The sequence below is a fragment of the Peptoniphilus olsenii genome, assembly GCF_040545475.1.
Lineage (GTDB): Bacteria > Bacillota > Clostridia > Tissierellales > Peptoniphilaceae > Peptoniphilus_A > Peptoniphilus_A olsenii.
Map to the genome: position 1 here is coordinate 26,298 of NZ_JBEPMA010000016.1, position 15,376 is coordinate 41,673.

General features: G+C 29.6%; 14 protein-coding genes, 1 tRNA gene and 2 other annotated features. Of the genes, 8 read left to right on the plus strand and 7 right to left on the minus strand.

Translation table 11 applies throughout. From position 1 onward, the window contains the following. Nucleotide 1: 1 nt before the first annotated feature. The 4 genes from ABID14_RS08795 to ABID14_RS08810 all read right to left on the minus strand — a co-directional run bounded on the left by ABID14_RS08795 (nucleotide 2) and on the right by ABID14_RS08810 (nucleotide 2,886). Complete coding sequence (locus ABID14_RS08795; RefSeq protein WP_354369208.1) at nucleotides 2-751, minus strand: ECF transporter S component; 750 nt, start codon at nucleotides 749-751, stop codon at nucleotides 2-4. 41 nt (nucleotides 752-792) lie between these two features. Next, entirely contained in the window at nucleotides 793-1,758 is a 966-nt protein-coding gene (locus ABID14_RS08800; RefSeq protein WP_354369210.1) for a P1 family peptidase, read from the minus strand. A 164-nt stretch (nucleotides 1,759-1,922) separates the two neighbouring features. Beyond that, nucleotides 1,923-2,231 (minus strand): MTH1187 family thiamine-binding protein, encoded by a 309-nt coding sequence (locus tag ABID14_RS08805; RefSeq protein ID WP_354369212.1) that lies wholly within the window; start codon nucleotides 2,229-2,231, stop codon nucleotides 1,923-1,925. Between the two features lie 10 nt (nucleotides 2,232-2,241). Then, nucleotides 2,242-2,886, minus strand: coding sequence for a trimeric intracellular cation channel family protein (locus ABID14_RS08810; protein ID WP_354369214.1), 645 nt, complete (start codon nucleotides 2,884-2,886; stop codon nucleotides 2,242-2,244). 101 nt (nucleotides 2,887-2,987) lie between these two features. Here ABID14_RS08810 and ABID14_RS08815 point away from each other — a divergent pair, with 101 nt between their 5' ends. The 8 genes from ABID14_RS08815 to ABID14_RS08850 all read left to right on the plus strand — a co-directional run bounded on the left by ABID14_RS08815 (nucleotide 2,988) and on the right by ABID14_RS08850 (nucleotide 13,128). After that, on the plus strand, nucleotides 2,988-4,271 hold the full coding sequence (locus ABID14_RS08815) for an amidohydrolase (protein WP_354369216.1): 1,284 nt from the start codon (nucleotides 2,988-2,990) through the stop codon (nucleotides 4,269-4,271). Further along, on the plus strand, nucleotides 4,272-5,123 hold the full coding sequence (locus ABID14_RS08820; protein WP_354369218.1) for a CPBP family intramembrane glutamic endopeptidase: 852 nt from the start codon (nucleotides 4,272-4,274) through the stop codon (nucleotides 5,121-5,123). Beyond that, entirely contained in the window at nucleotides 5,116-6,105 is a 990-nt protein-coding gene (trpS, locus tag ABID14_RS08825; protein WP_354369220.1) for a tryptophan--tRNA ligase, read from the plus strand. Before ABID14_RS08820 ends, trpS begins: the two co-directional genes overlap by 8 nt. An 86-nt stretch (nucleotides 6,106-6,191) precedes the next feature. After that, nucleotides 6,192-6,812 carry a hypothetical protein gene (locus tag ABID14_RS08830; RefSeq protein WP_354369222.1) on the plus strand — a complete coding sequence of 207 codons (621 nt, stop codon included), beginning with the start codon at nucleotides 6,192-6,194 and terminating at the stop codon, nucleotides 6,810-6,812. Nucleotides 6,813-6,902: 90 nt separating this feature from the next. Beyond that, nucleotides 6,903-7,514: a hypothetical protein gene (locus ABID14_RS08835; protein ID WP_354369224.1), complete on the plus strand. Its 612-nt coding sequence runs from the start codon at nucleotides 6,903-6,905 to the stop codon at nucleotides 7,512-7,514. 36 nt (nucleotides 7,515-7,550) lie between these two features. Next, nucleotides 7,551-7,739: a binding site (T-box leader), on the plus strand. 46 nt (nucleotides 7,740-7,785) lie between these two features. Next, nucleotides 7,786-10,437, plus strand: a complete 2,652-nt coding sequence (locus tag ABID14_RS08840; protein ID WP_354369226.1) for a valine--tRNA ligase — start codon at nucleotides 7,786-7,788, stop codon at nucleotides 10,435-10,437. Then, nucleotides 10,434-11,726 carry a bifunctional folylpolyglutamate synthase/dihydrofolate synthase gene (locus tag ABID14_RS08845; protein WP_354369228.1) on the plus strand — a complete coding sequence of 431 codons (1,293 nt, stop codon included), beginning with the start codon at nucleotides 10,434-10,436 and terminating at the stop codon, nucleotides 11,724-11,726. Before ABID14_RS08840 ends, ABID14_RS08845 begins: the two co-directional genes overlap by 4 nt. Before the next feature lie 658 nt (nucleotides 11,727-12,384). Beyond that, entirely contained in the window at nucleotides 12,385-13,128 is a 744-nt protein-coding gene (locus tag ABID14_RS08850; RefSeq protein ID WP_354369230.1) for an HAD family hydrolase, read from the plus strand. Nucleotides 13,129-13,165: 37 nt separating this feature from the next. On the opposite strand, the gene ABID14_RS08855 is transcribed toward ABID14_RS08850, so the two are convergent. From ABID14_RS08855 to ABID14_RS08865, 3 genes are all read right to left on the minus strand, one after another. After that, nucleotides 13,166-13,239, minus strand: a tRNA-Cys gene (locus tag ABID14_RS08855). A gap of 122 nt (nucleotides 13,240-13,361) precedes the next feature. Further along, nucleotides 13,362-13,934 carry a tryptophan transporter gene (locus ABID14_RS08860; RefSeq protein WP_354369232.1) on the minus strand — a complete coding sequence of 191 codons (573 nt, stop codon included), beginning with the start codon at nucleotides 13,932-13,934 and terminating at the stop codon, nucleotides 13,362-13,364. Between the two features lie 72 nt (nucleotides 13,935-14,006). Then, nucleotides 14,007-14,236, minus strand: a binding site (T-box leader). 86 nt (nucleotides 14,237-14,322) lie between these two features. Continuing rightward, on the minus strand, nucleotides 14,323-15,225 hold the full coding sequence (locus ABID14_RS08865; protein WP_354369234.1) for a ribonuclease H-like domain-containing protein: 903 nt from the start codon (nucleotides 15,223-15,225) through the stop codon (nucleotides 14,323-14,325). Nucleotides 15,226-15,376: the final 151 nt, after the last annotated feature.

Consider the following 15,376-nt stretch of genomic DNA (forward strand, 5'->3'; position numbering starts at 1 on the left):
TTTAACCTCTTCTCGATTTTAAAGCTCTAATAACAGCAGTTGTTATTATAATAGAAAGCACTGCTTCGGGTATACCTGATGTTATAGACACTCCTAATATTGCAGATTTAGCTTGTTCTAGCGGAATGTTTAAAGCTTTTACATATTTTTCGGCATATATAACATAGATGCCACCCAACACTAATATTGTATTTGTCATAGATCCTACAAAAGCACCTAGAGCAATTGGAAAATCTTGTTTAGTTGTTTTTAACGAATAAACAAACAAGCCAATTGATAATGCTATTAATATTCCCACAAAAGTTATATTTAAAGGACTAGCTCCTGTAGTGATATTTTTATACATCAAAAATGATAAAAATCCAATAATTGCAATCCACAAAATTTGAGTTAAACCTTTTAAATTTTTATCTGAAACTTTCTTTAAAGCAATATAACTATAATAGGAAGTTATGCCTATCAAGATTCTTGGCACAACAGATATTAATGGATTATAAAAAACAAATGCTACGGGACTTGCATTTCTAAGTATTGCATTTAAAAGCGAAAACACTCCAAAAATTAGCCCTACCATAGCTCCTACTATTGGACCCTCAGCAATGGCAGCTACAATAACAGGAATATGCATTGTAGTGGGATTAATAAGACCCATTGGTATTATACCAAGAGGAGTCAATCCAAGCACCATAGTTATGGCACCAAGCATTGCTGAAATTACAAGCTTTCTATTCTTACTAGTTGTTCTGTTCAATTTTTCCCTCCGATACAGTTCATAAAAGATACTGTTCAAATTTAAATAATATTATTATAACTAACTAGACCACCAGCGTCTTTTGCACTATATACTGCATTAGCTATAGAACGAGATATGCTTTTAGCTGCCAACATACCAACTAAATTTACATCACTATCGATATCGCCTTTAGCTATTGTAAAGATAGTATCTCCATCTTGCATTGTATGAACTGGATTTATGCTTCTTGCATAACCATCATGAGCCATTTGTGAGACCTTATTACAATTTGCTTTAGTGAGTTTTGCATTCGTTGCTACAACTGCAATAGTCGTGTTGCAAGCAGTCACCTTGTTATTATAACCATTAAAGTTATTTTCGTAAAGTGTAGTAGTAGATAAATGTTTGGAGTTTTCTCTATCATATACACCCGCGATTCTCTTTGACTTTTCATAATCATATATATCTCCAAGAGCATTTAAGGCAACTATAGATGAAACAATTAAATCTCCTACTTTAAGCGATGATTGTCCTATTCCAGTTTTCATTGCAAAATTATTTCCTTTAATTTTACCAACACTTGCACCGCAACCTGCACCAAAATTGCCCATTGTTTTATCCACTGAACTTGCATTTTTGGAGGCAAGATATGCCATATCTTTGTCGGGCCTTATTTTGGAGTCTCCAATAGCGAGATCAAATAAAACTGCGCCGGGAACAATAGGTACAATTCCAACGCCAACATCAAAACCCTTGCCAATTTCTTCAAGATACTTCATCACTCCACCGCCTGCATCAAGTCCATAGGCAGAGCCTCCAGTTAAAAATATACCATGAACTTTTTCCACAAGATTTTCTGATTTTAAAAGATCAGTTTCTCGAGTGCCAGGTCCTGCACCTCTTACATCAACTCCACCAGTAAAACCATCTTCACAAAGAATTACACTTACTCCAGTAAGAGCATCTAAATTTTCAGCATGCCCAAGTTTAACTCCATCTACATCTGTCAAATATCCTTTATACATATGCCCTCCTTATATATTAATTAGATAATATCATAGAATTGTAAAAAATAAATACTTTTTAGTAAATGCAAAGGATAAATATTGTCTAGGTTAATTTTTTAAGAAAATGGATGATAATTAAAACTAACAAGAAGTCCTGCCACAAAAATGGGCAGGACTAAATATTATTTTTTTCTTTTTTCGTTGACAGATGTTATTTTATCCTTAAAAGTATAATCTTTGTCGCGTCTATCGTCAATTTTTATCACTGAATAGACTCTATTGGCACCTTTTTCAAATACAGATTCTTGCATTTTTTGTATTACGTCATATAAAACGCCAATATCATCGTGACTTAAAACTGTACCCATCGGATTTAATTCATAACTAAGTCCTTCTATATAACCTATAGAGTCAAGTGCACCTGCTATATATTTACTAACAGATGTATTTTGTGTACCAATTGGCACAAGTGTCAATTCTGCTACTGCCATATCTTCCTCCTTAATCTGTAATTTTTGGTAAATTTAAATTCTTCTTTACAGCTATTAGTCTAACAATTAATACTGTTAAAAAGCAAATAATTAGGGAAATATCAGTTGGCACAAAATGCCTAACTATTAAAAATACGAATGAACCAAGTATACACGCTCCTGCATAAATTTGTTCTCTAAATATAAAGGGAACTGAGCCAGATAACACATCTCTTATGGCACCACCGCCAACACCTGTGACAGTCCCTACAAAAACAAGTAGAAATTTTTCTTCATGCCCTACACTAATAGCGGTGGCAATACCTGTGATTGTAAAAGAAGCCAGTCCGATAGTGTCGGATATTGTCATAATTTTACTTAAGTGATTGATTAATTTTTTGTCAATTTTGTCAGTTTTTATGTAGAGTATTAAAAAAACTAATAGTGAAGATAAGGTTGCAATTATTGCATTAGTGGAATTTTGGAACATATTTGGTGGTGTTATCCCCAGTACTAAATCTCTTATAAATCCACCCCCTAGTGCTGTAACTATTCCCAAAACGAGCACACCCAATACATCCATATTCTTTTTGGCGCCAAACAATGCTCCTGAAATTGCAAAGGCAATTGTACCTATGATGTCAAAAATTGAGTTTAAGTCAAAATAGTTGTTCATAATAAATAAATTATATCAAATAAATAATATTATTGAACTTATTTGTCAAAAATTAAAAAATATTATTGTTTTTTGCTATAATGATAATATTGGAGGTATTTATGAGCATTTTATTGAGAAATATTTCTTTTCTAGATATAGAAGAGGAGAGAATAGTTGACAACATAGATATTTTTATTGAAGAAAATAAGATTTCTAAAATTGACAAAAATTTAGATGTAGACGCAAGTGAAATATTTAATGGAGAAAATAAACTAGTGACACCAGGTTTTATTAATTCTCATACACATCTAGGAATGAGCTATTTTAGAAATTATGCCGATGATTTAAATTTGATGGACTGGTTAAATAATGAAATTTGGCCAATTGAAGCAAAATTAAACAGTGAAGATATTTATTATTCTTCACTTTTATCAATAGTAGAAAATATAAAATCGGGCGTTACGACTTTTTGTGATATGTATTATGAAATGGACAAAGTTGGAGATGCTTTAATAGAAAGTGGAATGCGTGGTGTACTTACTAGAGGTTTAACTGATATCGACGGCAAAGGTAGTGAAAAATTAGAAGAAATTGACAAGCTATACAATAATTATCACAATAAATCTAATGGCAGAGTGAGGGTTTATCCTGCTCCACACGCTATATATACTTGTAGTGAAGAATTTTTGAAAGAGATTTCTAAAAGAGCAAAAGAAAGATATGACGGTATTATTCATATGCATCTGTCAGAAACACTAACTGAAGTCGAAAACTGTTTAAATCTTCATGGTATGACACCAATTAAATATGTTGATAGTATTGGAATGCTTGAAAATCACATTATAGCTGCACATTGTACACATATTACGGACGAAGAAATAGATTTAATAAAAGATAAAAAATTTTATCCGGTATATAATCCTAGTTCTAATTTAAAGCTTGCAAGTGGTTTTACACCAATTCAAAAACTAATTGATAATGGAGTTAGCGTGGCAATGGGCACTGACGGTGATTCATCTAATAACAATCAAGATTTAATTGAAGAAATGCACATTGGTAGTATCGTCAATAAAGCGGTCGAAATGAATGAAAAAGCTGTTAAGGCAATTGAAATTTTAAAAATGACTACTATAAATGGAGCTAAAGCGATGGGCTATGACAATCTTGGTTTAGTAAAAGAAGGCTACTTAGCAGATTTAGCAATTTTTAATTTAAATTCTAATTCATTTACACCACGTAATAATTTAATTTCTTCACTGGTATATTCTGCTAATTCCGCAGATGTTTCTTCTGTGATAGCAGATGGTAAATTCATCATGAAAGATAGACAAGTTTTAAGACTTGATGAAAATAAGCTTAGAAGAATAGTTAACGAGAGATGGGAAGATATCAAGAGTAGATAAATGAATGTAAAAAAAATTTTGAAATTTTTGATTAAAATATTAATTCTATTTGCCAGTATTTTTGTTTTAACATACGGTTTTCTGTTTTTATTTTCGATTGTTTTTTATGGTAAAACTTATTTTTACAGTGATTGGGAAAATTCTAATCTAGTGTTTTTACTTGGCACTTGTGGGCAACTTTTGTCGGTTTTTTTATTTTTAAAATTTATTATAAAAAAACCTTTAGAGTATATTTTTTATAAAAAATATAATTTATTTAAAAATATTGGGCAAGGTCTCTTTTGGGGTTTCTTTCAGATAACGGTTTTTGTTTTAATTGCACTGGCATTTAATTTTATTTATTTTAAAAGCTTTGATTGGAATAATTTTAATTTTATTTTTATTTGTTATTTTATAGCATTTTTTATTCAGTCAACATCTGAAGAAGTTTTAATTAGAGGGCTATTAACTAGATTTCTATTAGAAAAATTTGGCAAAAAAGTAGCTATTTTTGTACCTGCAATTGTGTTTGGATTGATGCATCTTTTTAACAACTCGGTGACTTTAATTTCAACTTTAAATACAATGCTAGTGGGAATATTTTTTGCGTTGCTTTTGTTTTATACAAAAAATATTATGTTTGTTAGTGGAGTACATGCTGCTTGGAATTTTTCAATGGCATTAATATATGGTCTGCCTGTGAGCGGCTTTAATGGTTTTAATAGCTTAATTAGTTTTAATATTTTAAACTCACATATCGTTGATACTAATTATGGACCTGAAGGAAGTATAATTGTAACAATAATTGAAATAATAAGTATAATAATTATAATGATTTTGGGAAATAGAAGGAAGGAATTAATAAATGGATAAGAAGATAGTATATAGTGGGATACAACCGTCTGGTTCTCTTACTATAGGAAATTATATTGGAGCATTAAAAAACTTTATAGGTTTGCAAGAGGATTACAATTGCCTTTATTGTATCGTAGATATGCATGCGATAACCGTGGATCAAGAACCTAAAAATCTTAGGAAAAACACTTTAGATGTGTTGGCCCTTTACTTAGCAGCAGGCCTTGACCCAGAAAAAAGTATAATTTATATCCAGTCTCATGTGCATCAACACGCCGAACTTGCTTGGGTACTTAATACTATAACAGGTTTAGGTCAACTTCAAAGAATGACACAGTTTAAAGATAAATCCAAAAAATATTCTGATGTGAGAGCAGGACTTTTAAATTATCCTGTGTTAATGGCAGCAGATATTTTATTATATAACACAAGCCTTGTGCCAGTTGGAGAAGATCAAAAACAGCATTTAGAAATAACTAGAGATATTGCACAAAGATTTAACTCGAGATACTCTGAAACATTCACAATACCTGAGGTATTTACTCCAAAACTTGGTGCTAGAATAATGTCTTTAAAAGAGCCAGAATTTAAGATGAGTAAATCTGATACAAATAAAGATGCTTATATATTACTTCTTGATTCAGAAGATGCTACAAGAAAGAAGATAAAAAGAGCAGTAACAGACTCCACTGGCAACTTTAGATATTCAGATGAACAACCTGGTCTTAAAAATTTGATAAATATATATTCTTCATTTTCAGATTTAAGTGTAGATGAAATAGTCGATAAATATCAAAATTTAGGATATGGTGAATTTAAAGAAGACTTGGGGGAAGTTGTTGTAGAAGGTCTTAGACCTTTAAGAGAAAGATACAAAGAAATAAGAAGTGATAAAGAATACTTAGAGAAAGTTTATAAAGACGGAGCAGAAAAGGCTAGCTATTTGGCTAATAAAATGCTTAGAAAAGTATATAAGAAAGTTGGATTTATTCCTAGATAATAACAAATTAAGGGCTGACCTTTTTAAAAAACCATGATACAGTTTAGTTGATTAGATAGATGTAGTTTATATTTTAGGAGGTATTTATGATGAAGAAAGTAGTTTGTTCGATAGTTGCACTGATTTTGTTAATTATGACTCCGGTATATGCTAAAGAGAATATTGAATTAGATAGGATAAATGATCTATATATGGGACAGAGCCATAATGATATGGATTTAGAAAATCTGGTTAACTCTGAAAATATTGTATTTGATTCGAACTTCGATAAAGATATTTTCTTAAATGATAATAACTCTGCAGTTGCGATAGGGTTAATAGAATTGGAAGATGGACAAGAACAAATTAGAAGCTTTAATAATGAGTCATTAAAATCCTACGCTATTGCAAAGGCTTCTGTTACTGCTGGATTATGGTCGGGTTCTTTCTTACATTTAAATTATGATGTATATGCCTCCTCAAGTGTATTGATGAGCTCAACTTGTAGAGTTGAGTTATATACGACTAACGGTAAATTTATAAAGGGATTTAATATGGCTGCCTCATCAAGTAGTGCAACGGACCACCTAAGTGTTACTCATAGTATAGGTGGATTAGAGAATTATAATAAGGTTAAAGTAGTTATTAAGGATGCCTTTGCATTATCTAACAATGGGAAAACTTATCCTTTACCGATAAGAATTAGTAGTTTTATTGCATCTAGATAATAGCAGAATATGAAAATATATTATTTATAATGGATTAAACTTTTCTAATTAGTTGGTATTTTAATTTTAATTATATAAGGAGGAAATAATATGAAAAAAGGAATAATTGCTCTTGTCATTATAATTATTTTTGGTACTTTATTTTATAATAACAAAACAAAAGTTGAAAAAACTGAAGAATCTGCTTCTGCTATTGGTATCATAGAAGGTGTGGATGATGAAGTAAAAAGTAGCGAAGTACAAAAAGAAGATTTAGTTAGTTTTGAAGAGATAGTAAAGTCAGAGGATGTAGTTTTTGATAAAAATATAAATAAAAAGAATTTTACTGAAGATAAACCAAATTCAGTAAATGCCTTTGGATTTTATGATGCAGAAGATGATAAAAATGCAGTGGTAAAAGCGACTATAATATTTAATAAGGTAGATGGAGGACAAAATATCGACTTTGAAGTTTATTCAAGTACTAATGAGCTTCTTGGTGTTGTTGCAACGCTCAGGTTAGTTGATGAGAATGGAAATGAAAAAAATATAAATATTGAAGCAAATTCTGAAAATCCAACAGAAATTTTGAAAAACAATTATATAGAAAAGATAGAAAGTTCTAAAAAATTAACTGTTGATATTTCAAATATTTTTGTAAAAACTTCTAAAGGGAAGTCTCCTTTAGTTCAAATAGATGAGTTGACAGTAACTAATAATTGACAAATTACGGTTTTATTTTTATAATATAGTTAATTTTATATGGCATAGAGAAGAGGAGTAGTTGCAACTGATCTATAGAGAGATGTTGGGTGGTGAGAAACATCGTTTAAGTACAATGAAGGTTGCTTTTTAGCTTAATGCTTGGCATTACGTTAATCGCGTTAAAGATTTTAAGTGTTTATTTATGATAAAAATTAAGGTGGTACCGCGTCTTTCGTCCTTAGGATGAAGGACGCTTTTTTAGTATTAGAACATAAAATTGGGAGGTAAAATGAAAGAATTAAATAAAACTTATACACCAAAAGAGTTTGAAGAAAAAATTTATGATTATTGGATGGAGAATGATTTTTTCAGAGCAGAAGTTGATGAAAACAAGAAGCCGTATACAATTGTCATGCCACCTCCAAATGTAACTGGAAATTTACACATGGGGCATGCACTAAATAATACAATACAAGATATTTTAATTAGAACAAAAAGAATGCAAGGATATTCTGCACTTTGGATACCAGGAACTGACCATGCATCTATTTCTACTGAGTCAAAAGTAGTTGAAAAATTAAAAAATAAAGGAATATCTAAAGAAGATATAGGTAGAGAAAAATTCTTGGACGAAGCTTGGGACTGGACACATGAATATGGGGGCAATATTGTAAATCAATTAAAAAAGCTAGGTATTTCATGTGATTGGTCAAGACAAAGTTTTACGCTTGATGAAAAATTATCTAAAGCAGTTGAAGAAGTATTTATTGAATTATACGAAAAGAGTTTAATTTATAGGGGAAATAGAATAATCAATTATTGTCCTTCTTGTGAAACATCTATATCTGATGCAGAAGTAGAACATATTGAACAAGATGGTTTTATTTGGCATTTTAAATATCCTTTTGCCGACAGGGATGGTGGAATTGAAATTGCTACAACTCGTCCTGAAACAATACCTGGTGATTTGGCAATTGCTGTAAACCCAGAAGATGAACGCTACAAAGATTTAATTGGAAAATATGTTTTAGTTCCTATTATGAACAACAAAAAAATCCCTATCATTGCCGATGAATATGTAGATATGGAATTTGGTTCTGGTGCTGTAAAAATAACACCTTCCCATGACCCCAACGACTTTGAAATTGGTACTCGCCACAATCTTGGTCAATATATTATTATGGATGGCAAGGGTTATTTAAATGAAAATGCAGGTTCTTATGCAGGTCTTGAAAGATTTGACGCTAGAGAAAGAATAATTCAAGATTTTGAAGAATTAGGTTTATTTTTGGGCAAAAAACATCATCACAACGCTATTGGCCACTGTGAAAGATGTAAAACTGTCATCGAACCTTTGATTTCAAAACAGTGGTTTGTAAAAATGGAGCCCCTTGCGAAACCTGCTTTGGAAGAATATAGAAAAGGAAATCTCAGAATAATTCCTGAAAGATTTGGCAAAGTTTATGAAAACTGGCTGGAAAATATTAGAGACTGGAATATTTCAAGACAGCTTTGGTGGGGACATAGACTTCCTGTTTGGTATTCAGATACAGATGATGAAATTGTGGTTTCAAGAACAGACCCTTCTAACACAAAAGGGCATGAAAATAAAACTTATACTCAAGATGAGGATACTTTAGATACTTGGTTTTCTTCTGCACTATGGCCATTTTCAACAATGGGTTGGCCTGAAAACACTGCTGAGCTCGATTATTTTTATCCGACTAATGTTTTAGTTACTGGTTATGATATTATTTTCTTCTGGGTAATTAGAATGGTATTTTCTGCTCTTGAACAAACTGGCAAACTACCATTTACTGACGTTTTATTAAACGGACTTGTGCGTGACGACCAAGGCAGAAAAATGAGTAAATCACTTGGCAACGGTATTGATCCACTGGATATAATAAAAGATTATGGTGCTGACGCGTTGAGATTTACTCTAGTAACAGGCAATACTCCAGGAAATGATATGAGATTTTACACTAAAAGAGTTGAAGCTAACAGAAATTTTGCCAATAAACTTTGGAATGCAACAAGATTTTTGATGATGAATTTAACTGATGATTCAATTGATTCTAATTTTGATACAGAAAAGCTATTATACCAAGATAAATGGATAATATCTAAACTTCAAAGAACAATAAAATCTATAACGGAAAAAATTGATAAATACGAAATTGGACTTGCAGCAGATGATATTTATGATTTTATTTGGTCTGATTTTTGTGATTGGTATATAGAAATGGTAAAACCAATACTTTATTCTGATGACCAAGATGCGAAGACTAATACGATGAAAGTGTTATTGTATGTTCTTGAAAATGTATTAAAACTTCTTCATCCATTTATGCCTTATATTACAGAAGAAATATGGCAAGCTTTGCCTAATAGAAAGAGTGCATTAATTGTTTCAGATTGGCCAAAATATGACGAAAAAACAGTTTTTGAAAAAGAAGAAAAAGCTACTGAATATATTGAAGAAGCTATTCGTGAAATTAGAAATGCAAGAGCTGAAATGAATATTGAAAATTCTAAAAAATCTAATACAATTATTTGGACTAAAGATGATGAAATTAAAGGAATATTTGAAAACACAAAAGATATATTATTAAATCTTGGTTTTTCAAATTCAGTTGAAATAATCGAAGAAAAAGACCAAGAAAACTCAGATAATATCTCTATTGTACTTGATAGAGCTGAGATTATACTTCCATTAAAAGAGCTTGTAGACTTTGAAAAAGAATTGAAAAGACTCGAAAAAGAACAAAAAGAAGCTACAGCTGAACTTAAAAGGGCAGAAGGAAAGCTTTCTAACGAAGGTTTTATTTCAAAAGCTCCTGAAAAATTAGTAAATGAAGAAAAAGAAAAAGTTGTTAAATATCAAGAAATCTTAAAATCAATTGAAATTCAAATTGCGAAAGTGAAAGAAAATCTATGAGTTATTCAAAAATTATAGAAAACATTGAGTCTAGAATTGGACAATTTAAATCGACTGGCAATATGCGTATACGAAAATTCCTTGAACAAATTGGATCTCCTCACGAGAAACTAAAAGTAATTCATGTTGCGGGCACAAATGGCAAAGGCTCTATAGTAAATTTTCTAAAAGATGTATTAAAAGATAGTTATACAGTGGGGACTTTTGTGTCCCCACATCTTATAACTTATAGAGATAGAATAAAGATTAATGATATTGAAATAAGTAAAGATAATTTTGTTAAAATTGCTGAATTTATTATTAAAAATGAAAAATTAATAGAAGAAGAATATGGCAGGCTTAATCTATTTGAATTTTTGACAATTATGGCAGTAATTTATTTTGAAGAAAAAGAAATAGATATTGCAATAATGGAAGTAGGAATGGGTGGTAGAGCTGATTCTACTAATATTTTTGATAAAGAAAAATTAATTTCAATAATATCATCAATTTCTATGGATCATATGGAATATTTGGGGAGCGCAATAGAAAAGATAGCTCTCGCAAAAGCTGGTATAATTAATCAAAATGGACTAGTAGTTACAACTAATAGAGATCCAAGAATATTAAAAGTTTTAATAAATGAAGCAGAAGATAAGAATGCATCATTATATTATTCTTATGATTTAGAATATGAAGTTATAATGTCTGATTTAACTGGTTCTGTTTTTAAATTAAAACTAGATAAATGGGAAGAATTTAGTATAAAACAACTCGGCACTTATCAAATAGAAAATGCCATTGGTGCAATATATGCCTTATATTTATTGAATAAAAATAAAATTTTGGATGTAAATATTGAAGATATAAAAAGAATTTTGAAAAATTCAGTATGGCCTGGAAGAATGGAAATTGTATCTAAAAATCCATTAATAATATTGGATGGGGCACATAATGAAGATGGAATCAAAAAACTTACAGAATCACTTAAAAATTTTAAGTTTAATAAACTTCATCTAATAATGTCTGTATTATCAGATAAAGAACATGCAAAAATGCTAGCTGAAATATCTAATTTTACAGACGAGGTAGTGTTTGTAGATTTAAATTATAAAAGAAGTTCAGATATCCATGACTTAATAAAAGAGGCTAATGAGTACAATTTAAAAGCACAAGTAATGAAGGTAGAAGATGCCCTCTATTATTATAAAAACAAATATAAAGATAAAGATATAATTCTAGTTACCGGCTCTCTTTATTTTGTTAGCGAAGCGAGAGCAGAAATTTTAGGATATGATTATAGTATTTAAGATGCTTTTGATATCTAAAATAACTTAAGTTAAGATAAAAATAAAAAAATAATTACTAAGAATTAAATTGTTTGGATAAAAGAACATCTATTAAACTGTCATTCCGAGCGGAAAACCCGAAAGGTTTGTAGTCGAGGAATCTACCTGTATAGGGGTTGCTTTATATTTATTAATATAAGTCTTTTTATTATATTTTCCATTCCACTTCTTTTTTACCTAAACAAAATCTCTCCGTCATATGCAGATCCTTCGACTTCAGAATCTGACAAGATCTATTTCGCTCAGGATGACATGGGAGGGGAAAAATTCTCTCCACCACATGCAGACTCTTTATGCGTTTGCTGTCGCTCACTTGGTCTATATGACACTTAGAGAGGATTTCATTTAAGATTTACTATTGTTATTAGAATACACAAAAGGATAATTACCAAGAATTAAAGTCTATATACGCTTATAACCCCCACAACTGTCATTCCGAGCGGAAAACCCGAAAGGTTTGTAGTAGAGGAATCTACCTATATAGGAGTCGCTCTGTATAAATAAAATAGAAGTCTTTTCTTTTATTTTTATATTTAGCTTCATACTTTGAACAATATAAATTTGTAGATATAATGATTAAAAGAGAGTTTTAAATAGAATAGTTTATTGGAGGAAAAATATGAAAGTCGTATTTTTTGACTTAGACGATACTTTATTAAAATCTAAAGAGATTAATTTTAATATTTTTGATAAAATTAAAAATCTTTTAGGTTTAAATATTGATACAAAAGATTTTTTAAGAACTTTTAGAACAATTCTTAGAAAAAATATGTTAAGATATGCAGATTATCCTATTAATGATTTAGTTGGGCTGGATTCAATAGACCTTTTGATGGTAAATGATGACTATAAATTTGCGGATTTAATTTCTTTTAAAAATTCAGTTGTAAAAGATTTAAAAAGTGTATATAAAATAGTTTTAGATGAGTATAAATTTTTTGATGAAATATTAAATATGAGAAATGATTATTCTTTACATATTGATGGCATGAGAGAATTGATTGTGTATTTAAAAGAACAAGGATACAAAATTGGCATAATAACAAATGGTGCTAGCGAAGTACAACATATTAAGATTGATAAAGCTAATTTAAGAGATATTGTCGATTATATTTATGTATCAGGTGATTTTAAAATGGGAAAACCAGATTTGAAGTTTTACAAAATGATTTTGGATGATGTAGGAGTAAAGCCAACTAATAGTATTATGATTGGTGATAATCTCGTGAATGATTATCTAGGAGCTTTGGCAGCCGGTATGAATGCTATTTATTTTGGTAAATATAAAGATAATTATAAAACTTTAAATGCAACGAGTTCAGATGAGTTAAAAAAAGAAATAAATAAAATATTTAGTAATTAAAAATAAAAAAAGATCTATCGATTAAGATAGATCGTTATGGAGGCGACAGCCGGATTTGAACCGGCGATAAGGGTGTTGCAGACCCGCGCCTTACCACTTGGCTATGTCGCCATAACAATATTAGTATATCATTATTAAATAGAAAATACAAGTAGAATTTACATAGTTTTTAAAATAATGTAAATTCTACTTGTAGATATTTTTAACATAATATTTTGAATTTAGCTATATAATCAATATTTTTTCAAATTAATGATTTTATTTAATAGGCCTGCAAAAAAACCATTTGCAATAGATGTTGGTAAAACTATCAATGTTATCATAGGATAAAAACCTCTTTCAAAAATTGTCATTACATCAACAAGTCCCATTATTTTTCCCAGTATAAAAACTGATGTTAAAAATATAACACCTGAAAACAAGGTGGATATTGCAGAAATAATTCCAATATGAATTGTATTTATACTTTTTCGATTGTTTATAGAGCGATAAATCATTAAAAATAAAAAACCTGAGAGAAATTTATCTATCATTGAGGGTAATTGTCCTGCTGGGAAATTAGTAGTCATTGCTGTTAAAATACCAGAAACTATTGTAATAGCAAAAACTTGTTTTTTATTATCCGTTAGAGTAATTGCAATAAACATACATGCCAGTAGGAAGTCTGGCTTTATACCAGCACTGGGGATAATCATATGAAGCACTAGCCCTAGAGCTAAAAGTATTGCTGATGTCACCATAACTTGTGTATTTTTCTTTGTAGTTACATTCTTACTTCTTGTTAATTTTTTTGTTTTTTCGTTCATTTTTCTAACTCCTTTAAAATATTATTTTAAAAGATATATAGTATCAAGGATAAAAAAAACCACTTACCCCTTATAAGGAGTAAATGGTATATTTACGGTGCCATCCTTTATTGCAAATTAATTTGCATCTTTTTCAGATACTAACATATCCTATCTCGATAACGGGAGAAATCCGTCTTAGCTACTATAATTCGCCTCGCATTCATAGACCCATTCACTATATTTTAACTTCTGATTTTCACCAAACATCAGATCTCTACAAATTAAATTTATAGCTACTACTTTCTAATCAACATTTTATTTATAATTTATTATACTTGTTTTAGATTAAAAGTCAATAGTAAATTCAACTTTTTATACCTTTACTTAGTACAGTAAAAGGATAAATTTAGTTGTTAACTATTGTTTTTCTAATAATAAATTCTGCCAGTGATAAAATATTTTCATAGCAATAATTTTTGTAATAGAGAATTAAAATTTCTTTTGGGCTTTTTATACTTGATTTATTTGTGATTTTTCCATAATTTGATTTTCTTACGAAGTAACAATCATAATCCTCATCATAAGGCAGATTTTCTGTATTTATCTCTAGCAAGAAATCTTTCTCTATATCTAAATTAAAAAGTTCATTAGATGAGAATAATTTGTCTGGGTAATTTGTCTTTCCAGTTAATATTATTTGATTTTTAATTAGTTCCATATCGATGGTCTCAAATTTATAATTGTCTATGCAAATTGACAAATTTTCCTTGATAAAATTTGTCAATTTGTCGTGTAATAGTTGCAAGTTTTTGATACTCTCTATAGAAAATCTAGCTATATCTTGAAGAGAAGTTTTATCGCCTTTAAGATAAGTTTTATATAATTTATTAATATCTCTTCCATTAATTTTACTGGGCTCTATATTGAAAAATTTTAAAAGAGTGTCATTTGAATAAGAAGGAACCTTTAATAAATAATTATATTTGCGAGCTAATTTTTGTACATCAAAAAAATTAGTTATATATAAATTTTCAAAATAAAATAGGATTTTTTGTTCTAAAAAAGGTCCATCAAAAGATTTACCATTGAAAGTAATGAATTTATTTTTGGACAAATTTTTAGAAAAAAATTCTACAATTTTTTCTTCGTCTTTTAAATCCTCAACAACTAGGGTCGTTATTTCACATTTGTTTTTTAATATTGTAGATAATGCGATTATATTGTCTTTATCTTTAGAAAGGCCAGTGGTCTCAATTTTTAAATAATTAAAATCCGATGAGTGAGGAAGTTTTGTGATTATCTTTTTCATATTATCACCATATTTATTATAACATGAGTAAGTTATAGTTTAATATGTGAATGTGGGATAAAGTCCATATAATTGTGTAAAAAGAATAGGTCATTTGAAACCAAAACTGGTACAATGTTTTTAACCAAAAAATAAAACAACCAGGAGGAAA

Bases quoted from the DNA above. Each gene is read 5' to 3' on its own strand.
- ABID14_RS08820 (WP_354369218.1), top strand. From the start codon at position 4,272: ATGAATGTAAAAAAAATTTTGAAATTTTTGATTAAAATATTAATTCTA.
- ABID14_RS08840 (WP_354369226.1), top strand. From the start codon at position 7,786: ATGAAAGAATTAAATAAAACTTATACACCAAAAGAGTTTGAAGAAAAA.
- ABID14_RS08830 (WP_354369222.1), top strand. From the start codon at position 6,192: ATGATGAAGAAAGTAGTTTGTTCGATAGTTGCACTGATTTTGTTAATT.
- ABID14_RS08800 (WP_354369210.1), bottom strand. From the start codon at position 1,758: ATGTATAAAGGATATTTGACAGATGTAGATGGAGTTAAACTTGGGCAT.
- ABID14_RS08860 (WP_354369232.1), bottom strand. From the start codon at position 13,934: ATGAACGAAAAAACAAAAAAATTAACAAGAAGTAAGAATGTAACTACA.
- ABID14_RS08805 (WP_354369212.1), bottom strand. From the start codon at position 2,231: ATGGCAGTAGCAGAATTGACACTTGTGCCAATTGGTACACAAAATACA.
- ABID14_RS08810 (WP_354369214.1), bottom strand. From the start codon at position 2,886: ATGAACAACTATTTTGACTTAAACTCAATTTTTGACATCATAGGTACA.
- ABID14_RS08865 (WP_354369234.1), bottom strand. From the start codon at position 15,225: ATGAAAAAGATAATCACAAAACTTCCTCACTCATCGGATTTTAATTAT.
- ABID14_RS08835 (WP_354369224.1), top strand. From the start codon at position 6,903: ATGAAAAAAGGAATAATTGCTCTTGTCATTATAATTATTTTTGGTACT.
- ABID14_RS08850 (WP_354369230.1), top strand. From the start codon at position 12,385: ATGAAAGTCGTATTTTTTGACTTAGACGATACTTTATTAAAATCTAAA.
- ABID14_RS08845 (WP_354369228.1), top strand. From the start codon at position 10,434: ATGAGTTATTCAAAAATTATAGAAAACATTGAGTCTAGAATTGGACAA.
- trpS (WP_354369220.1), top strand. From the start codon at position 5,116: ATGGATAAGAAGATAGTATATAGTGGGATACAACCGTCTGGTTCTCTT.
- ABID14_RS08815 (WP_354369216.1), top strand. From the start codon at position 2,988: ATGAGCATTTTATTGAGAAATATTTCTTTTCTAGATATAGAAGAGGAG.